Origin of the sequence: Pseudomonas sp. FSL W5-0299 (genome assembly GCF_005930655.1) — a bacterium.
GTDB classification, from domain to species: domain Bacteria; phylum Pseudomonadota; class Gammaproteobacteria; order Pseudomonadales; family Pseudomonadaceae; genus Aquipseudomonas; species Aquipseudomonas mandelii.
Genome location: NZ_RXHX01000021.1, coordinates 29,808 through 48,774 on the forward strand (window position 1 = coordinate 29,808; position 18,967 = coordinate 48,774).

The 18,967-nt window shown below is 60.8% G+C and carries 17 protein-coding genes; 9 read left to right on the forward strand and 8 right to left on the reverse strand.

Annotation, left to right across the window (positions count from 1 at the left end; all coding sequences use genetic code 11):
- Positions 1-86: 86 nt before the first annotated feature.
- Both FHL16_RS22140 and preA read left to right on the forward strand, forming a co-directional pair.
- Positions 87-1,454: an NAD(P)-dependent oxidoreductase gene (locus tag FHL16_RS22140; RefSeq protein WP_077749282.1), complete on the forward strand. Its 1,368-nt coding sequence runs from the start codon at positions 87-89 to the stop codon at positions 1,452-1,454.
- Positions 1,455-2,729, forward strand: coding sequence for an NAD-dependent dihydropyrimidine dehydrogenase subunit PreA (preA, locus tag FHL16_RS22145; protein WP_010455094.1), 1,275 nt, complete (start codon positions 1,455-1,457; stop codon positions 2,727-2,729).
- A 147-nt stretch (positions 2,730-2,876) separates the two neighbouring features.
- Here preA and FHL16_RS22150 read toward each other — a convergent pair whose 3' ends face one another.
- The gene (locus FHL16_RS22150; RefSeq protein WP_010455096.1) at positions 2,877-3,497 is read right to left on the reverse strand and encodes a TetR/AcrR family transcriptional regulator; all 621 of its coding nucleotides are present in this window, start codon (positions 3,495-3,497) and stop codon (positions 2,877-2,879) included.
- Positions 3,498-3,815: 318 nt separating this feature from the next.
- Between FHL16_RS22150 and FHL16_RS22155 the strand changes: the two genes are divergently transcribed.
- From FHL16_RS22155 to FHL16_RS22185, 7 genes are all read left to right on the forward strand, one after another.
- A complete protein-coding gene (locus FHL16_RS22155; RefSeq protein WP_010455098.1) occupies positions 3,816-5,111 on the forward strand; it encodes an OprD family porin in 1,296 nt (431 codons plus the stop codon).
- A gap of 185 nt (positions 5,112-5,296) precedes the next feature.
- A complete protein-coding gene (locus FHL16_RS22160) occupies positions 5,297-6,115 on the forward strand; it encodes an NAD-dependent epimerase/dehydratase family protein (RefSeq protein WP_010455099.1) in 819 nt (272 codons plus the stop codon).
- A 53-nt stretch (positions 6,116-6,168) separates the two neighbouring features.
- Positions 6,169-7,062, forward strand: a complete 894-nt coding sequence (locus FHL16_RS22165; protein ID WP_077749283.1) for an SMP-30/gluconolactonase/LRE family protein — start codon at positions 6,169-6,171, stop codon at positions 7,060-7,062.
- Positions 7,063-7,123: 61 nt separating this feature from the next.
- Positions 7,124-8,095 carry a TRAP transporter substrate-binding protein gene (locus FHL16_RS22170; protein WP_010455104.1) on the forward strand — a complete coding sequence of 324 codons (972 nt, stop codon included), beginning with the start codon at positions 7,124-7,126 and terminating at the stop codon, positions 8,093-8,095.
- Positions 8,096-8,173: 78 nt separating this feature from the next.
- A complete protein-coding gene (locus tag FHL16_RS22175; protein WP_010455106.1) occupies positions 8,174-8,701 on the forward strand; it encodes a TRAP transporter small permease in 528 nt (175 codons plus the stop codon).
- Complete coding sequence (locus FHL16_RS22180; protein WP_010455107.1) at positions 8,702-9,982, forward strand: TRAP transporter large permease; 1,281 nt, start codon at positions 8,702-8,704, stop codon at positions 9,980-9,982.
- A 125-nt stretch (positions 9,983-10,107) separates the two neighbouring features.
- A complete protein-coding gene (locus FHL16_RS22185) occupies positions 10,108-10,992 on the forward strand; it encodes an aldose 1-epimerase (protein WP_077749284.1) in 885 nt (294 codons plus the stop codon).
- Here FHL16_RS22185 and FHL16_RS22190 read toward each other — a convergent pair.
- The 7 genes from FHL16_RS22190 to exaC form a co-directional block, all read right to left on the reverse strand.
- Positions 10,977-12,704, reverse strand: coding sequence for a hybrid sensor histidine kinase/response regulator (locus FHL16_RS22190; protein ID WP_010455112.1), 1,728 nt, complete (start codon positions 12,702-12,704; stop codon positions 10,977-10,979). The two genes, FHL16_RS22185 and FHL16_RS22190, sit on opposite strands and share 16 nt — an antisense overlap.
- Complete coding sequence (gene ercA, locus FHL16_RS22195; protein WP_010455114.1) at positions 12,688-13,851, reverse strand: alcohol dehydrogenase-like regulatory protein ErcA; 1,164 nt, start codon at positions 13,849-13,851, stop codon at positions 12,688-12,690. Before ercA ends, FHL16_RS22190 begins: the two co-directional genes overlap by 17 nt.
- Before the next feature lie 226 nt (positions 13,852-14,077).
- Positions 14,078-15,211 (reverse strand): pyrroloquinoline quinone biosynthesis protein PqqE, encoded by a 1,134-nt coding sequence (pqqE, locus tag FHL16_RS22200; RefSeq protein WP_010455116.1) that lies wholly within the window; start codon positions 15,209-15,211, stop codon positions 14,078-14,080.
- Complete coding sequence (pqqC, locus tag FHL16_RS22205; RefSeq protein WP_077749285.1) at positions 15,208-15,960, reverse strand: pyrroloquinoline-quinone synthase PqqC; 753 nt, start codon at positions 15,958-15,960, stop codon at positions 15,208-15,210. The genes pqqE and pqqC overlap by 4 nt, the downstream gene beginning before the upstream one ends.
- A 139-nt stretch (positions 15,961-16,099) precedes the next feature.
- Positions 16,100-17,014: a pyrroloquinoline quinone biosynthesis protein PqqB gene (pqqB, locus tag FHL16_RS22210; RefSeq protein ID WP_077749286.1), complete on the reverse strand. Its 915-nt coding sequence runs from the start codon at positions 17,012-17,014 to the stop codon at positions 16,100-16,102.
- A gap of 53 nt (positions 17,015-17,067) precedes the next feature.
- Positions 17,068-17,139 (reverse strand): pyrroloquinoline quinone precursor peptide PqqA, encoded by a 72-nt coding sequence (gene pqqA / locus FHL16_RS22215; protein ID WP_010455123.1) that lies wholly within the window; start codon positions 17,137-17,139, stop codon positions 17,068-17,070.
- Positions 17,140-17,386: 247 nt separating this feature from the next.
- A complete protein-coding gene (gene exaC, locus FHL16_RS22220) occupies positions 17,387-18,907 on the reverse strand; it encodes an acetaldehyde dehydrogenase ExaC (protein ID WP_077749287.1) in 1,521 nt (506 codons plus the stop codon).
- Positions 18,908-18,967: the final 60 nt, after the last annotated feature.

Consider the following 18,967-nt stretch of genomic DNA (forward strand, 5'->3'; position numbering starts at 1 on the left):
AGGCTAGCCCGCAAAGAGGCCGGCCGCGACAACACAAAACCAATGCCCATCAGAGGCAGTACCTCAATAACCGTGAGGCCAACACCGTGATCAAGTCCCTGAACCACCTCCCGCATCCCTATGAGAATGCGGCCGCCCTCGCCGGCCATTTCACCGACCTGGCACCGCCACTCAACGACCGTCAGGCGCATCTGGAAGCTTCGCGCTGCCTGTATTGCTATGACGCGCCGTGCGTGAATGCCTGCCCGAGCGAGATCGATATCCCGTCATTCATCCGCAACATCCATCAGGACAACGTCCAGGGCGCCGCGCAGAAAATCCTCTCCGCGAACATCCTCGGCGGCAGCTGCGCACGGGTGTGCCCGACGGAAATCCTCTGCCAGCAAGCCTGCGTGCGCAACAACGACCACGAGTGCGCACCGGTATTGATCGGCCTGTTGCAACGTTACGCCGTCGACAACGCGCACTTCAGCGAACACCCCTTCCAGCGCGCCGCCACCACCGGCAAACGCATCGCTGTGGTCGGTGCCGGCCCGGCCGGGTTGTCCTGCGCTCACCGCAGTGCGATGCATGGCCACGACGTGGTGATTTTCGAAGCACGGGAAAAGGCTGGCGGCCTCAACGAATACGGGATCGCCAAGTACAAACTGGTGGATGACTATGCGCAGAAGGAGCTTGAGTTCCTGCTGCAGATTGGCGGCATCGAAATCCGTCACGGCCAGAAACTCGGCGAAAACCTGACCCTCAGCGAACTGCATCAGCAATTCGACGCGGTGTTCCTTGGCCTCGGCCTGGCCGCCAGCAAGCAACTCGGTTTGCCTCATGAAGACGCACCCGGCCTGCTCGCTGCCACCGATTACATCCGCGAACTGCGTCAGGCCGATGACCTGAGCCAACTGCCGCTGGCCGATCATTGCATCGTCCTCGGCGCCGGCAATACGGCCATCGACATGGCCGTGCAAATGGCCCGCCTCGGCGCTCACGACGTGAATCTGGTGTACCGCCGTGGTGTCGAGGAAATGGGCGCCACCGGTCACGAGCAGGACATCGCCAAGGCCAATCAGGTGCGCTTATTGACGTGGGCGCAACCCGAAGAAGTGCTGCTCGATGACCAAGGCAACGTGCGCGGCATGCGCTTCGCCCGCACGCACCTGGTGGACGGTCGTCTGCAAACCACCGGCGAAACCTTCGAGCTGGCCGCCGACGCGATCTTCAAAGCCATCGGCCAGGCCTTCGACGCCAGCGCCCTCGCCGATCCGCTGGCACGCGAACTCAAACGCCAGGGTGATCGAATCCAGGTCGATGAACAGCTGCGTACCAGCATTCCCGGCGTGTATGCCGGTGGCGACTGCACCAGCCTCGATCAGGACCTCACCGTGCAAGCCGTGCAGCATGGCAAACGGGCGGCCGAGGCCATCAACGCTCAACTGATGCTCAACGTGGAGGCTGCGTAAATGGCCGATCTTTCGATTGTCTTCGCCGGCATCAAATCGCCGAATCCGTTCTGGCTGGCCTCCGCGCCGCCGACCGACAAGGCCTACAACGTTGTTCGTGCCTTTGAGGCTGGCTGGGGCGGCGTGGTCTGGAAAACCCTGGGTGAAGACCCGGCAGCGGTGAACGTGTCATCGCGTTACTCCGCGCTCTTCGGTGCCAACCGTGAAGTGGTGGGCTTCAACAATATCGAGCTGATCACCGACCGCTCGCTGGAGATCAACCTGCGGGAAATCACCCAGGTCAAAAAGGACTGGCCGGACCGCGCGCTGATCGTGTCGCTGATGGTGCCCTGCGTCGAAGAGTCGTGGAAGTTCATCCTGCCGCTGGTGGAAGCCACCGGCGCCGACGGCATCGAATTGAACTTCGGTTGTCCCCACGGCATGCCGGAACGCGGCATGGGCGCGGCGGTCGGCCAGGTGCCGGAGTACGTCGAGCAGGTCACCCGTTGGTGCAAGACCTATTGCTCGCTGCCGGTGATCGTCAAGCTCACGCCGAACATCACCGACATTCGCGTCGCCGCCCGTGCGGCCCATCGCGGCGGGGCCGATGCGGTGTCGCTGATCAACACCATCAACTCGATCACCAGCGTCAATCTGGAGCGCATGGTCGCCAATCCCGCCGTGGGCAGCCAAAGCACCCACGGTGGTTATTGCGGTTCGGCAGTGAAGCCGATTGCGCTGAACATGGTCGCCGAAATCGCTCGTGATCCGCAGACTCAGGGTTTGCCGATCTCCGGCATTGGCGGCATTGGCAGCTGGCGTGATGCCGCGGAATTCATCGCCCTGGGCAGCGGCTCGGTCCAGGTGTGCACCGCGGCGATGCTGCATGGCTTCCGGATTGTCGAGGAGATGAAGGACGGTCTGTCACGCTGGATGGACAGTCAGGGTTACGCCAGCATCCCGGAGTTTTCCGGTCGCGCAGTGGGCAATACCACGGACTGGAAGTACCTGGACATCAACTATCAAGTGATTGCGAAGATTGATCAGGACGCGTGCATTGGCTGCGGACGCTGCCACATTGCTTGCGAAGATACCTCGCACCAGGCGGTGGCCAGTTTGAAGCAAGCGGACGGAACGCATAAGTATGAAGTGATTGATGATGAGTGCGTCGGCTGCAACCTGTGCCAGATCACCTGCCCGGTGGAGGATTGCATCGAGATGGTGCCGATGGAGAACGGCAAGCCGTTTCTGGATTGGAATCATGACCCACGAAATCCCTACCATGTTGCCGTTTGAGATCTGCGTCGCCTGAGCCTTCGCCTGCGTCTTCGCGGGCAAGCCTCGCTCCTACAGGTTTTGTGTCGATCCACGATTAATTAATCGACGCTGGCCCTGTAGGCGCGAGGCTTGCCCGCGAAGAGGCTGTCAGCTGCACCGCAAACCTCAAGGCTCCAACCCGATCCCCCGCAAAATCACACTCGTCACCGTCTGCACCGCCCGTTCGAACTGCATGTCCGACAGTGGCTGATGGTCGTTGAGGATATTCACCTGATGATCAAAGTCCGCGTAATGCTGGGTCGACGCCCAGATCATGTACAGCAGGCTTGAAGGCTCCACCGGCAGGATGCGTTTGTCGTCCACCCACTGGCGGATTTTCGCTTCTTTCATCTTGGCCCAGTCGTACAGGCTCGCGTCCAGCGCCACGCCCAGGGTGGGGGCGCCGTGGATGATTTCATTGGCCCAGACTTTTGACCCATAAGGCCGGCTGCGCGAGTGGTTCATCTTGGCGCGGATGTAGCTGCTGAGCACCACGCGCGGATCGTCGAACATCTCGAAGCACAGCGCGTCCTGCTTCCACACTTCCAGCAAACCCAACAGCACGGCGCTGTACAGCTCGCTTTTGGTGCTGAAGTAGTAATGCAGGTTGGAGCGCGGCAGTTGCACTTCGGCGGCAATGTCGGCCATGGCGGTGCCGCCGAAGCCTTTTTCGGCGAAGACCTTTTCGGCCCCCAGCAAAATCTTCTCGACGTTACTGCGACGAATCTCGATCTTGTGATTGCCCATGAGGGCTCCCTGACAACAGCGTTGGCCAAGACTAGCATCCGCTCTACCTCGCGGCGACAAGGGAAAAACGAAACTTCACTCGCAGGTAAACTGGCGCTCCTTTCGACCGGCCTCCGAGGCAGCGGCGGTGCTTCCTCGGCTCCTTGCCCCCGATAATCGTGAGCCGAACCGGATCCCACAGGGATTCGAGCACACCGGCGCAAGTCATCGTATAACTTCTGATTGACAATCCCTGAACGCCCCGCAAATAATCGCCCCAATGTTGTACGACGACGTATGACAAAAAATAAAAACAACAAGAAACAAGGGAGCGTCACTGTGAGCAAACTCGTCCGCAATTCCTTCGCCAGCACCCCTCGCCCGACCTTTGTATGCCGCACCACCCTGAGCCTGATCGGTTGCAGCGGCCTGGCCTTCGCCTTGCCGATGACCAGCTATGCAGAAGGTTTCGTTGATGACGCCAAAGCCACGTTGAACCTGCGTAACGCCTACATCAATCGCAATTACACCAACCCGGCCTATCCCCAGGGCAAGGCTGAGGAATGGACGCAAAACTTCATCCTCGACGCCAGGTCCGGATTCACCCCGGGCCCGGTCGGTTTCGGTGTGGATGTGCTGGGCTTGTACTCGCAAAAACTCGACGGCGGCAAAGGCACAGGCGGCACCCAGCTGCTGCCGATCCACGACGACGGCCGCCCGGCCGACAATTTCGGCCGCATGGGCGTGGCCCTCAAAGGCAAAATCTCCAAAACCGAAGTGAAGGTCGGGGAATGGATGCCGGTGCTGCCGATCCTGCGCTCCGACGACGGCCGCTCGCTGCCGCAAACCTTCCGTGGCGGCCAGGTGACGTCCACCGAGATCAGCGGCCTGACGCTCTACGGCGGCCAGTTCCGCCAGAACAGCCCGCGCAACGATGCGAGCATGGAAGACATGTCCATGAACACCAAGGCCGCATTCACCTCGGACCGCTTCAACTTCGGCGGCGGCGAATACGCGTTCAACGACAAGCGCACCCAGGTCGGCGTCTGGTACTCGGAACTCAGCGACATTTACCAGCAGCAATATTTCAACCTGAGCCACAGCCAGCCCATCGGCGACTGGACCCTGGGCGCCAACCTCGGTTACTTCATCGGCAAGGAAGACGGCAGCGCTTTCGCTGGCGACCTCGACAACAAAACCGCATTCGCCATGCTCTCGGCCAAATATGGCGGCAACACCTTCTACGTCGGCCTGCAAAAACTCAGCGGCGACGATGTCTGGATGCGGGTCAACGGCACCAGCGGCGGCACCCTGGCCAACGACAGCTACAACTCCAGCTACGACAACGCCAAGGAAAAATCCTGGCAGTTGCGTCACGACTATAACTTCGTCGCCCTCGGCGTCCCTGGCCTGACGATGATGAACCGCTACATCAGCGGCGATAACGTGCACACCGGGACGATCACCGATGGCAAGGAGTGGGGCCGCGAGTCGGAACTGGCCTACACCGTGCAAAGCGGCCCGCTGAAGAACCTCAACGTCAAATGGCGCAACGCGACCATCCGCAAGAGCTTCAGCACCAACGAATTCGATGAAAACCGCATTTTCATCAGCTACCCGATTTCGTTGCTGTAAGGCAGACATCCCTTGCAGGCTCACATCAATCCTGTGGTCAGAAGATCCTCTTATCACAGGGATGTGTGAAATGACCCTCCGTCATTTTCAACCAAAGTCGCGTTGACAAGACTCGGAAAGCCTTACGATACTTCAACAAAGTCATACGACAACCTACAACAATAATAGCGCCCCAAGGGACTCCCATGACCACCACTTCCACAGCCCCTTTCAATCGCCTGTTGCTGACCGGTGCCGCCGGTGGCCTCGGTAAAGTGCTTCGCGAAAGCCTGCGCCCTTATGCCAACGTCATTCGCCTGTCGGACATCGCCGACATGTCCCCCGCCACCGATGACCGCGAAGAAGTCGTTAAATGCGACCTGGCGGACAAGCAGGCCGTCCACCAACTGGTCGAAGGGGTGGACGCGATCCTGCACTTTGGCGGCGTCTCGACGGAGCACTCGTTTGAAGAGATCCTCGGTGCCAACATCTGTGGCGTCTTCCACATCTACGAAGCCGCACGCCGCCATGGCGTGAAACGGGTGATTTTCGCCAGTTCCAACCACGTCATCGGCTTCTACAAGCAAGGCGAAATCATCGACGCCCACTGCCCTCGCCGCCCGGACAGCTATTACGGCTTGTCCAAGTCCTACGGCGAAGACATGGCCAGTTTCTATTTCGATCGCTACGGCATCGAGACCGTCAGCATCCGCATCGGCTCCTCGTTCCCGGAACCGCAGAACCGCCGAATGATGAGCACCTGGCTGAGTTTCGGCGACCTGACCCACTTGCTCGAACGCGCGCTGTACGCGCCGAACGTCGGGCACACCGTGGTGTACGGCATGTCCGACAACAAGAACGTCTGGTGGGACAACCGTTTCGCGACCGCCTTGGGCTATGCACCGCAGGACAGCTCTGAAGTGTTCCGCGAAAAAGTCGAAGCGCAGCCGATGCCTGCGGCGGACGACCCGGGCATGGTTTACCAGGGTGGCGCGTTTGTGGCGTCCGGCCCGTTCGGTGACTGAAGCCGCTGACTTCACTTGATCCCCACAACAAAAATCCAAGGGAATGAGTTGCCATGCAAGCCGAATTGATTGTTGATGCCCGTAACGCGGTAGGAGAAAGCCCGGTCTGGGTCCCCGAGGAAAACGCCCTGTACTGGGTGGATATTCCTGCCGGTGGATTGCAGCGCTGGAGCGCCGACAGCGGTCATGTCAATGCCTGGAAAACCCCACAAATGCTCGCCTGCATCGCCCGTCACCGCGATGGCGGTTGGGTGGCCGGGATGGAAAGCGGCTTCTTCCATTTGCAGCCGCACAACGACGGCAGCCTCGACAGCGAACTGCTGGCCCACGTCGATCACGCCCGCGTCGACATGCGCCTGAACGACGGTCGCTGTGATCGTCAGGGCCGTTTCTGGGCCGGCAGCATGGTGCTGAACATGGGCGCCAACGCCGCCGATGGTACGTTGTATCGCTACAGCGCCGGGCAACGCGGACCGCTCGAAGCGCAACTCGGTGGGTTCATTGTGCCCAACGGCCTGGGCTTCAGCCCGGACGGCCGGACGATGTACCTGTCTGATTCCCATCCCCTGGTCCAGCAGATCTGGGCCTTCGATTACGACATCGACAGCGGCACGCCATCCAATCGGCGGTTGTTCGTCGACATGAATCAATTCCCCGGACGCCCCGACGGCGCCGCCGTTGATGCTGAAGGCGGCTACTGGATCTGCGCCAACGACGCCGGGCTGATTCACCGCTTCACCCCGGACGGTCGACTGGACCGTTCCCTCGCCGTGCCCGTGAAAAAACCCACCATGTGCGCCTTCGGTGGCAGTCGACTGGACACGCTGTTCGTGACCTCGATCCGCCCCGGTGACGACGATGACCCGCACTCACTGGCCGGCGGCGTGTTTGCGCTCAATCCCGGCGTCAAAGGCTTACCGGAACCGCTGTTCAACGATCTGCTTTAACCGCTTCTGCTACACCCTTGCGCCTTGAATACAAAAAAAATAACAAACTGGAGACACCCCCATGGACTTCAAACGCACCTTGCTCGCCGCTGCACTCCCTTTGGCCTTCACCCTCAGCAGTGCCGCTCAGGCGCTGGAAATCAAGTTCGCCGACATCCACCCCACTGGTTATCCGACCGTGGTGGCCGAGGAGCAACTGGGTAAAACTCTGGTGGCCGACAGCAACGGCGCCCTGACCTTCAAGATGTTCGCCGGCGGTGTGCTCGGCTCGGAAAAAGAAGTGGTTGAACAAGCCCAGGTCGGCGCCATTCAGATGGCGCGGGTCAGCCTCGGTATCGTCGGGCCGGTGGTGCCGGACGTGAATGTGTTCAACATGCCGTTCGTGTTCCGCGACCAGGCGCACATGCGCAAGGTCATTGACGGTGAAGTCGGCGACGAGATCCTGGCCAAAATCACCGATTCCGAGTTTGGCCTGGTTGCCCTGGCGTGGATGGATGGCGGTACTCGCAACATCTACACCAAAAAACCGGTCAACAACCCCGAAGATCTCAAAGGCATGAAGATCCGCGTAATGGGCAATCCCATGTTCATCGAAACCATCAACGCCATGGGCGGTAACGGTATCGCGATGGACACTGGCGAAATCTTCAGTGCCTTGCAGACCGGTGTGATCGATGGCGCAGAAAACAACCCGCCAACGCTGCTTGAGCACAACCACTATCAAAACGCCAAGTTCTACAGCCTGACCGGCCACCTGATCCTGCCCGAGCCTATCGTGATGTCGAAAATCACCTGGGAAAAACTCACCCCCGAGCAGCAGACGCTGGTGAAGAAAGCCGCCAAAGCCGCACAGGCGCAAGAACGCATCTTGTGGGATGCGAAGACGGCCAGCAGTGAAGAAAAACTCAAGGCCGCCGGGGTCAAGTTCATCACCGTCGACAAGAAACCTTTCTATGAGGCAACCGCCTCGATCCGCGAAAAATACGGCGCACCTTATGCCGACCTGATCAAGCGCATCGAAGCCGTTCAGTAACCCTCCTTGCCCTCATGAAAGGCCCGGCGCCATTGACGTGGGTATATGTCAGTGCGCGCCCGGTTACGGTGAAACCCGATGAAGAATCTACTGCTACGCATCAACGACAAAATTTACATGACCTGCATCTGGGTAGCCGGTCTGTCGGTCCTGACCATTTCCCTGATCATTCCCTGGGGCGTCTTTGCCCGTTACGTCCTCGGCACCGGCTCAAGCTGGCCGGAGCCCACCGCCATCTTGCTGATGATGGTCTTCACCTTCATCGGCGCCGCTGCCAGCTACCGCGCCGGCGCGCACATGGCCGTGGCCATGCTCACCGACCGCATGCCCCCCGGAGTGCGCAATGCGATGGCGATTGTCTCGCAACTGCTGATGGCGACTATTTGCCTGTTCATGACTATCTGGGGCACCAAGCTCTGCCTGTCGACCTGGAACCAGTTCATGAGCGCCATGCCGACGCTGCGCGTGGGCATTACCTACATGCCGATCCCGATTGGCGGCTTGCTGACGCTGATCTTTGTCCTGGAAAAACTCTTGCTCGGTGACCAGAGCAACCGTCGGGTCGTGCGTTTCGACCTGGTTGAAGAAAGCGAAGGGGCTGCCTGAATGGACGCGTTGATTCTGTTGGGCAGTTTTATTGCACTGATCCTGATCGGCATGCCGGTCGCTTACGCACTGGGGCTTTCCGCCCTGATCGGTGCGTGGTGGATCGACATCCCGTTCCAGGCGCTGATGATTCAGGTCGCCGGCGGCGTGAACAAATTCTCGTTGCTGGCGATTCCGTTCTTTGTACTGGCCGGCGCGATCATGGCCGAGGGCGGCATGTCCCGCAGGCTGGTGGCCTTTGCCGGTGTGCTGGTCGGGTTTGTCCGTGGCGGCTTGTCGCTGGTCAACATCATGGCGTCGACCTTCTTCGGCGCAATCTCCGGATCTTCGGTGGCGGACACCGCCTCGGTCGGCTCGGTGCTGATTCCTGAGATGGAACGCCGCGGCTACCCGCGGGAGTTTGCCACGGCCGTCACGGTCAGCGGCTCGGTGCAAGCGCTACTGACCCCGCCCAGCCACAACTCGGTGCTCTACTCACTGGCCGCTGGCGGCACGGTGTCGATTGCGTCGCTGTTCATGGCCGGCGTCGTCCCGGGCCTGCTGATGAGCGCGTGCCTGATGGTGCTGTGCCTGATCTTCGCGAAAAAGCGCAACTACCCCAAGGGCGAAGTCATCCCCTTGAAGCAGGCGCTGAAAATCTGCGGCGAAGCCATGTGGGGCCTGATGGCGATGGTCATCATCCTCGGCGGGATTCTCTCGGGTATTTTCACCGCCACCGAATCGGCGGCGATTGCGGTGCTGTGGTCGTTCTTCGTGACCATGTTCATCTACCGCGACTACAAGTGGAGTGAACTGCCGAAGCTGATGCACCGCACCGTGCGGACGATTTCGATCGTGATGATCCTGATCGGCTTCGCTGCGAGCTTCGGCTACATCATGACGCTGATGCAGATTCCGTCGAAGATCACCACGATGTTCCTGACCCTGTCGGACAACCGTTACGTGATTCTGATGTGCATCAACGTCATGCTGCTGTTGCTCGGCACCGTGATGGACATGGCGCCGCTGATCCTGATCCTGACGCCGATCCTGATGCCGGTGATTCTGGGCATTGGCGTTGACCCGGTGCAGTTCGGCATGATCATGCTGGTGAACCTGGGGATCGGATTGATCACGCCGCCGGTGGGCGCGGTATTGTTTGTGGGGTCGGCCGTGGGCAAAGTCAGTATCGAAAAAACCGTGAAGGCACTGCTGCCGTTCTATGCCGTGCTGTTCCTGGTGCTTTTGGCCGTGACCTACATTCCGGCGCTGTCGCTGTGGTTGCCAAATTTGGTGTTGTAAAACCTTTTCTGCAGGAGCCAGGCTTGCCGGCGAAAGCGTCCCTGAGTGCGCCTTCGCCGGCAAGCCTGGCGCCTACAAACAGCCTGTTCACCCATTACCGAAAAACCTGAATATCGCGGGTCAACATGACGCCAGAAATTCTCGAACTCAAAGACGAACTCACCCACCTCACCCTCGCCCCCGAACTCGGCGGCAGCGTTGTCAACTGGACCGTTCGCAGTACCGGGCAACCGCTGCTGCGCCACAACGACGCCCATGCGCTGAACACCGGCCTGCCGGGCAAACTGGGTTGCTATCCCCTGGTCCCCTGGTCTAACCGCATCGCCGAAGGAGGTTTTGACTGCCCCGAAGGCTGGCTCGCCTTGACGCCCAACAGCCTCACCGATCCGTTACCGATTCACGGCAGCGCCTGGCAACAACCGTGGCAGGTGATGTCGCAGACCCATGACGAAGTCGTCCTGCAACTCAACAGCATTGCCCCCTTCGCCTATCGCGCCCGGCAGCGGTTTCATCTGAAAGAGGGCCGATTGAGTATCGATCTGCACGTCACCCACTTGGCCAAACACCCCGCGTGGCATGGGCTCGGCCTGCACCCGTACTTTCCGCGCACCGCCGGCACGCGACTACAGGCCCAAGCGGAAAAAGTCTGGTTATGCGATCAATCGAAACTGCCGACCGAACGGATGGACGTGCCCGACGAGTGGGACTTTCATCAGCTCAAAACCCTGCCGGACACGCTGGTCGACAACGGTTTCTGCGAATGGGACGGTCATTGCCTGATCCAGCAACCCGAGCTCGGTTATGAACTGGAATGCCAGGCCACCGGCAGCGATAACTACCTGCTCTACTGCCCGGTGGGCCTGGGTTTTTTCTGCATCGAACCGGTCAGCCATCCGGTCAACGCCCACCACTTGCCGGGTCGGCCGGGGCTGCGTCTGCTGGAGCAAGGTCAATCCACCGAACTGGGTTTCAGCCTGCACTATCGCCGGCTTGATCAGCCCAACATCTGACTGAGCACTGCACGCAGCTTGCCGGGTTTCACCGGCTTGTTCAGCAGCGGCGCGTCGAGTCGCTGCAACGAGCGCCGACATTGGTCGGTGCGGTCGGCGGTGATGATCACCGCTGGAATCGTCCGGTTGAAATGCTCGCGCAAGTGCCGCACCACATCACAGCCCACCACCCCGTGATCGAGGTGGTAGTCCGCCAGAATCAGTTCCGGCGCCCGCCCCTGCAAGGCCGCCAGCGCTGAGTGTTCATCCGTGGCAATGACCACCTCGCACCCCCACTGCCCGAGCAACGCGCTCATGCTCTCCAGAATGCTCACTTCGTTGTCCAGCACCAGCAGGCGCCGGCCCGGCAACGGGTTACCCGTACCCGGCTGCGGCGCGGCCAGACTGATCGGTAGCGGAATCTCATGGGAAATCGGCACGTCAATGCTGAACATCGAACCGCGTCCCGGGCGCGAATGTACGCCGATTTTATAGCCGAGGATCTTGGCGATACGCTCGACAATCGCCAGTCCGAGCCCCACGCCCTTACGGTCAGCGGCGCGCCCGACGTCCAGTTGATTGAATTCCAGGAAGATCGAGTCCAGCCGGTCCGCCGCGATCCCGCGCCCGGTGTCCCACACTTCCAGGCGCAGCATGTTGCCGCGCCGTCTGGCCCCCAGCAGAATGCAGCCCTCATCGGTATATCGGCAGGCGTTGCTGAGAAAGTTGCGCAGGATGCGGGTCATCAAGCGCAAGTCGGTGTGAATGGCGTAGTCGCCCATGTGCACCCGCAGGTTCAACCCGGCGGCCTCGGCCACCGACTGGAACTCCGAGACCAGCGGCGCGAGCAATTCGTCGAGGCGGTACAACGCGACGTCCGGCTTGACGGCGGCCTGATCGAGCCGGGAAATATCGAGCAAATCGGTGAGCAAATCTTCAGCGCCTTCCAGGGCCTGGTGCGTGCGCTCCACCAGCACCTGTTCGACATCCGGCAATTTGCGCTCGCGTAACGTCGAGATCAGCAAACGGGCGGCGTTGAGCGGTTGCAGCAAGTCATGGCTGGCGGCAGCGAGGTATTTGTCCTTACTGCGGTTGGCGGCTTCGGCGGCGTCCCGGGCGTCGCGCAACGCTTCTGCGATCTGTTTACGCTGGGTGATCTGCTGTTGCAGGTTGCGATTGGCTTCGAGCAGTTCGTCGGTGCGCGCGGTCACCCGCTGCTCCAATTCGTCATTGAGTTGTTGCAGGCGCTGCTGGGCGATTTTGCGTTCGGTGATGTCGGCGACAAAGCCCTCTACCAGCCCTTCCTGATCGGGTTTGAGCAACAGGTTCATCAACACGTCGAGGCTGCTGCCGTCCTTGCGCCGCAATTGGGTTTCATAACCGTGCAGGCTGCCTTGGTGGCGGAGGATTTCGCCGATGTTCTCCAGCTCCCGGGCACCGCCGACAAACAGGTTGCTCGCCAGGTCCGCCAGCGAAAACAACACTTCTTGCGGGTCCTGATAGCCAAGCATTCGTGCCAGTGCCGGGTTGGCGGCGCGCATGCCTTGCAGCAGGCTGGCCTGGAAGATCCCGTGCACGGCGTTTTCGAACAGCCACTTGTAGCGGTTGCGCTCGGCTTCCAGCTCGTCCAGCCGTGCGGCGAGTTCCGGGTAATGGCTCTTGCGCGCCGAGTGGCTGCCTAATCCCAGTAGCCCGGCGAGCGCGCGTTGCTGCTCGTCAGAGGGCTTCGCCATAGACGACCTCGACATCACGCTGACTGGATTCGCGCGGGTTGGTGAGGATGCAGGGGTCGTGCATGGCGTGTTGCGACAGGAACGGAATGTCCGCGGTGCTGACCCCGTGCAACCCCAGGGTTTCATGGAAGCCGATCGCGTGTTTCAGGGCGATCAGGTGCTCGACCAGCCGTCCGCTGATCTGCCGGTGATTGAGGCCACGGCAATCGATGCCGAGGGTCTCGGCGATCACCTTGAAGCGATCCGGCGCCGAGCTGTAGTTGAACGCCACCACGTGTTCCACCAATACCGCGTTACACAAGCCGTGGGGCAAATCGAGGAAGCCGCCGAGGCTGTGGGACATCGCGTGCACCGCGCCCAGAATCGCGTTGGAGAACGCCAGGCCGGCCTGCATGCTGCCCAGCATGATTTTTTCGCGCAGGGCGATGTCGCCCGGGTTGGCGATCATCTGCACCAGGTTGCCGTTGATCAGGCGCATCGCTTCCAGGGCGTGCGGGTCGGTCAGTGGCCCGTGGCCGGTGGAGACGAACGCTTCGATGGCATGCACCAGCGCATCAATGCCGGTACAGGCCGACAGGAACGGGTCCATGCTCAGGGTGGTTTCCGGGTCGATCAGCGACACGTCCGGCACCACGGCCTTGCTGACGATGGAGAACTTCATGCGTTCTTGCTGGTTGGAAATGATCACGAATTGCGAGACATCGGCCGAGGTGCCGGCGGTGGTCGGAATCAGGATCAACGGCGGGCTGGGCACACGAATGGTGTCCACGCCTTCAAATTCAAGGATGTTGCGCCCGTGGGCGACGACGATGCCGATGCCTTTGCCGCAATCCATCGGGCTGCCACCGCCGACCGCAACGATCACATCGCAGTGGTTTTCCTTGTACAACTCGGCGCCGAGCATGACTTCCTCGACCCGCGGGTTGGGTGACACGTCGCTATAGAGAAAGTAGTCGATGCCCTGGGCTTGCAGGCTGGCTTCGACATCGGCCACCCAACCGGCGGCAATCACACCGGGGTCGCTGACCACCAGCACCTTGCGCGCACCAAAGGTTTTGGCGCAGTTGCCGACGTTATGCCGGCAACCGGCACCGAAGATGATTTCAGGCGAAACGAATTTACGCAGCTGGCTGAGACTCTGGCTCATTGGAAAGCCTGTTTTTATTGTTTTGAAGGTAGAACCACACTAACCCATCCCGACGCGAATGCAATCAGACCAATGGGTAGCAAGCAGGCCGATATTGTATTCACCGTAAATCCCCTGTGGGAGCGAGCCTGCTCGCGAAAGCGGTGGGTCAGGCAATGTAGATGTTGAATGTGCAGGCCTCTTCGCGAGCAGGCTCACGCCTACAGGGGATTTGTGTCGTCTTGGTTTATCCGCGATAGATCAGCCGCGATGCTTTCTCGTTACGCAACGTAAGATGCTCCATGCCCTGCCCCGGCGCGTCCGCTTCGTCGCGGGCCTTGAGGATCACCCCGTGGTGCGCCGACTTGCTGCACACCGGGTCAGCGTTTTCGGCATCACCGGTCAGCATGAACGCCTGGCAGCGACAGCCGCCCAAATCCTTGTGCTTCTCATCGCAGGAGCGGCACGGCTCTTTCATCCAGTCATCGCCACGAAAGCGATTGAAGCCGAAGGATTCGGTCCAGATGTGCGAGACGCTATGCTCGCGCACGTTGGGAAACTCCACCGGTAACTGGCGGGCGCTGTGACAAGGCAGTGCCGTGCCGTCCGGGGTGATGTCGAGAAACAGGTTGGCCCAGCCGTTCATGCAGGTCTTGGGGCGCTCTTCGTAGTAGTCCGGGGTGACGAAGATCAGCTTGCAGGGATGCCCTTGGGCCTCGAGCCGCTCGCGGTATTCGTTGGTGATGCGCTCGGCACGCTGCAATTGCTCGCGGGTCGGCAACAGGCCGACGCGGTTGAGTTCGGCCCAGCCGTAGAACTGACAGGTGGCCAGCTCGACGAAGTCCGCTTCCAGTTCCAGGCACAGGTCGATGATCTGCGCGATCTGGTCGATGTTGTGCCGGTGGGTGACGAAATTCAGCACCATCGGGTAACCCTGGGCCTTGACTGCTCGGGCCATGGCGAGCTTCTGGGCGAAGGCCTTGCGCGAGCCGGCGAGCATGTTGTTGACCTGTTCGTCGGCGGCCTGAAAGCTGATCTGGATGTGGTCCAGCCCGGCGACCTTGAAGTCGCGGACTTTCTGCTCGGTCAGGCCGATGCCCGAGGTGATGAGGTTGGTGTAATAACCCATGTCCCGCGCCGCTTTGATCAGCTCGGCCAGGTCCTGTCGCACCAATGGTTCACCGCCAGAAAAACCCAGTTGCGCCGCGCCCATCTCCCGGGCTTCGCGGAACACCCGAATCCATTCTTCGGTACTCAATTCCTCGCCTTGCTGGGCGAAATCCAGCGGGTTGGAGCAATACGGGCACTGCAACGGGCAGCGGTAGGTCAGCTCGGCCAATAACCACAAGGGCGGACCGGGTGGCTGTTCGATCAGGTTCACAGGGCGATCCCCCGGTGCCAGACATTCTGCTTGGTGACGGTGTGATACGGCGGCCGACCCAGCTCATAGGCCATGCTCATCGCGTCGAGCATGCTCCACAGCACGTCGAGCTTGAACTGCAGAATCTCCAACATGCGTTGCTGGCCTTCGACCGTGACGTAGTGCGCCAGGGTGATGCGCAAACCATGCTCGACATCGCGCCGCGCCTGGCTCAGGCGCGTGCGGAAATAGTCGTAACCGGCCGGGTCGATCCACGGGTAATGGGTGGGCCAGGCGTCGAGTCGGGACTGATGGATCTGCGGCGCGAACAGTTCGGTGAGCGAACTGCTGGCCGCTTCCTGCCAACAGGCGCGACGGGCGAAATTGACGTAGGCGTCCACCGCGAAGCGCACGCCAGGCAGCACCAATTCCTGAGAAAGGATTTGCTCACGGTCCAACCCCACCGCTTCACCCAGACGCAGCCAGGCTTCAATGCCGCCTTCGCTGCCGGGGACGCCATCGTGGTCGAGGATGCGTTGCAGCCATTCACGGCGCACGTCGCGGTCCGGGCAGTTGGCGAGGATCGCGGCATCCTTGAGCGGGATGTTCACCTGGTAGTAGAAGCGATTGGCGACCCAGCCCTGAATCTGCTCGCGGGTAGCACGGCCGGCGTACATGGCTTGATGGAACGGGTGGTGGATGTGGTAATAGGCGCCTTTGGCGCGCAGGGCTTGCTCGAACTCGGCGGGGGACATGGGTTGGTCAGTCATTGCGGTTCTCCGGATTTCTCGGTGTTACGGCTGACACCTTCGCGGGCAAGCCTCACTCCTGCAAGGTTTCGCCGACTGCAGAAGTGGCGCACGACACAAAACTTGCAGGAGCGAGGCTCGCCCGCGAAGAGGCCATGAGCTACAGCTCAATACTCATGCCATCAAAAGCCACCTCAATCCCCCGCCGCGCCAGCAACGCGCGCTCAGCCGAGTCTTCATCGAGGATCGGATTGGTGTTGTTAATGTGGATCAGCACTTTGCGTTGACGGGTAAACCCTTCCAGCACTTCAAGCATCCCGCCAGCACCGCTTTGCGGTAGATGCCCCATTTCACTGCCCAGGCTCTGGCCGACTTCACACACGCGCATCTCGTCGTCGCGCCACAGGGTGCCGTCCAGCAGCAGGCAATCGGCGCGTTGCATCCAGCTCAGCACCTCGTCGTCGATTTGCCCAAGGCCCGGGGCGTAGAACACGCTGGCGCCGCTGCGCCGGTCTTCGATAAACAAACCGATGGTGTCGCCCGGTTGCGGATGGCCGCGATTGGGCGAGTACGGCGGCGCGTTGCTCACCAGCGGAATCGCGCGAAATTGCAGGTGTTCGCAGGCTTTGATGCGGAATGGTTCACCGTCCAGCCCGACCGGTTGCCAGTGCAACCCGCCGTTCCAGTGCTCAAGCATGGTGAATAAGGGAAAACCACTGCTCAGGTCTTGATGCACGCGTTCGGTGCACCAGACCGAATGCGGGCAGCCTTCGCGCAGGCTCAACAGACCAGTGCAATGGTCGATCTGGCTGTCCAGCAGGACGACTGCGGCGATCGCCGTATCGCGCAAGCGACGGGCCGGTTGTAGTTCCGGGAAACCTTCAAGCTGCGCGCGAATGTCCGGTGACGCATTGCACAGCACCCACTCCACACCGTTGTCGCTCAGGGCAATCGACGACTGCGTGCGCCGTTGCGCCCGCAGGCTGCCATTGCGCATCCCGGCGCATTGGCGGCAGTTGCAGTTCCATTGCGGAAAACCGCCACCAGCGGCGGAACCGAGAACGCGGATGTGCATGGGAGGCTCCAGAAGGCAGGCCCGGCCAACGCGACGGCTGGCCGGGTGGACAATCAACGGTTGGCGAAATACATCGTCACTTCAAAACCAATGCGCAGATCGGTAAACGCGGGTTTATTCCACATGGGTCAATCCTCTTCTTGTGCCGGGACATTCCGGTAAAGCCATTAATGCACGGGGCACGAGACGACCGAATGCTACTTTCGAACGAGGTGGCGGCGTGCGTTGGTAGGGGGTCTTCAGGCACACAAAAACCAATGTGGGAGCGAGCCTGCTCGCAAAGAGGCCAGCACATTCAACATGGATGTTGACTGTCAGGCCGCCTTCGCGAGCAGGCTCGCTCCCACAGGGGATTACGGTGTGCCTAGGGGATCAGAAAAAGCCCATCGGGTTGATGTCGTAGCTCACCAGCAGGTTTTTGGTCTGCTGATAATGGTCGAGCATCATCTTGTGGTTTTCACGGCCGACACCGGACTTCTTGTAGCCACCGAACGCCGCATGCGCCGGGTACAGGTGGTAGCAGTTGGTCCAGACACGCCCGGCCTTGATCGCCCGGCCCATGCGGTAGGCGCGGTTGATGTCGCGGGTCCACAGGCCGGCGCCGAGACCGAACTCGCTGTCGTTGGCAATCGCCAGAGCTTCGGCTTCGTCCTTGAAGGTGGTGATACCCACCACCGGGCCAAAGATTTCTTCCTGGAACACGCGCATTTTGTTGTGGCCCTTGAGCAGGGTCGGCTGGATGTAATAGCCGCTGGACAAGTCGCCCTCCAGACGCTCGGCCGCGCCGCCGGTGAGCAGTTCGGCACCCTCCTCCTGGGCAATTTTCAGGTACGAGAGGATCTTGTCGTATTGCTGCTCGGACGCCTGGGCGCCGACCATGGTTTCGGTGTCCAGCGGGTTGCCGCGCTTGATCTTGACGATCTTCGTCATCACCACTTTCATGAAGTCGTCGTAGATCGACTCCTGCACCAGGGCCCGGGACGGACAGGTGCAGACTTCACCCTGGTTGAAGAACGCCAGCACCAGGCCTTCAGCGGCCTTCTCGATGAACTGCGGCTCGGCTTGCATGATGTCTTCGAAGAAGATGTTCGGCGACTTGCCGCCCAGCTCGACGGTACTCGGAATGATGTTCTCGGCCGCGCATTTCATGATGTGCGCGCCAATCGGCGTGGAACCGGTGAAGGCAATCTTGGCGATGCGCTTGCTGGTGGCCAGCGCCTCACCCGCTTCACGGCCGAAGCCCTGAACGATGTTCAAAACGCCGGGGGGCAGCAAGTCGGCGATCAGCTCGGCGAAGACCATGATCGACAGCGGCGTCTGTTCGGCGGGTTTGAGCACCACGCAGTTGCCGGCAGCCAGGGCCGGGGCGAGTTTCCAGGCGGCCATCAGCAGCGGGAAGTTCCACGGGATGATCTGCCCGACCACGCCCAGCGGCTCGTGGAAGTGATAGGCGGTGGTCAGCTCATTGATCTCGGCGGCGCCGCCCTCTTGGGCGCGGATGCAGCCGGCGAAATAACGGAAATGGTCGGCGGCCAGCGGCACGTCGGCGTTCAGGGTCTCGCGCACGGCCTTGCCGTTGTCCCAGGTTTCGGTGACAGCGAGGATTTCCAGGTTCTGTTCGATACGGTCGGCAATTTTCAGCAGCACCAACGAGCGATCCTGGGCCGAGGTCTTGCCCCAGGCATCCGCCGCCGCATGGGCAGCGTCGAGGGCTTTTTCGATGTCGGCGGCGTTGGAACGCGGGAATTCGGCGATGACTTCACCGGTGACCGGCGAGGTGTTGGTGAAGTACTCGCCATTGACCGGGGCAACGAACTCGCCGCCGATGAAATTGCCGTAGCGCGCTTTGAAGGAAACGACGGCGCCGGGTGTTCCGGGTTGTGCGTAGATCATGGTGGGCCTCTGTCTGGGTCGATGCCTGTCGGGCAAACAGGCGATGAACCGATAGTAGAG

Coding starts and splice junctions, on each gene's coding strand:
- preA (WP_010455094.1), top strand. CDS start 1,455: ATGGCCGATCTTTCGATTGTCTTCGCCGGCATCAAATCGCCGAATCCG.
- FHL16_RS22150 (WP_010455096.1), bottom strand. CDS start 3,497: ATGGGCAATCACAAGATCGAGATTCGTCGCAGTAACGTCGAGAAGATT.
- FHL16_RS22160 (WP_010455099.1), top strand. CDS start 5,297: ATGACCACCACTTCCACAGCCCCTTTCAATCGCCTGTTGCTGACCGGT.
- FHL16_RS22165 (WP_077749283.1), top strand. CDS start 6,169: ATGCAAGCCGAATTGATTGTTGATGCCCGTAACGCGGTAGGAGAAAGC.
- FHL16_RS22170 (WP_010455104.1), top strand. CDS start 7,124: ATGGACTTCAAACGCACCTTGCTCGCCGCTGCACTCCCTTTGGCCTTC.
- FHL16_RS22175 (WP_010455106.1), top strand. CDS start 8,174: ATGAAGAATCTACTGCTACGCATCAACGACAAAATTTACATGACCTGC.
- FHL16_RS22180 (WP_010455107.1), top strand. CDS start 8,702: ATGGACGCGTTGATTCTGTTGGGCAGTTTTATTGCACTGATCCTGATC.
- FHL16_RS22185 (WP_077749284.1), top strand. CDS start 10,108: ATGACGCCAGAAATTCTCGAACTCAAAGACGAACTCACCCACCTCACC.
- FHL16_RS22190 (WP_010455112.1), bottom strand. CDS start 12,704: ATGGCGAAGCCCTCTGACGAGCAGCAACGCGCGCTCGCCGGGCTACTG.
- ercA (WP_010455114.1), bottom strand. CDS start 13,851: ATGAGCCAGAGTCTCAGCCAGCTGCGTAAATTCGTTTCGCCTGAAATC.
- pqqC (WP_077749285.1), bottom strand. CDS start 15,960: ATGACTGACCAACCCATGTCCCCCGCCGAGTTCGAGCAAGCCCTGCGC.
- pqqB (WP_077749286.1), bottom strand. CDS start 17,014: ATGCACATCCGCGTTCTCGGTTCCGCCGCTGGTGGCGGTTTTCCGCAA.
- exaC (WP_077749287.1), bottom strand. CDS start 18,907: ATGATCTACGCACAACCCGGAACACCCGGCGCCGTCGTTTCCTTCAAA.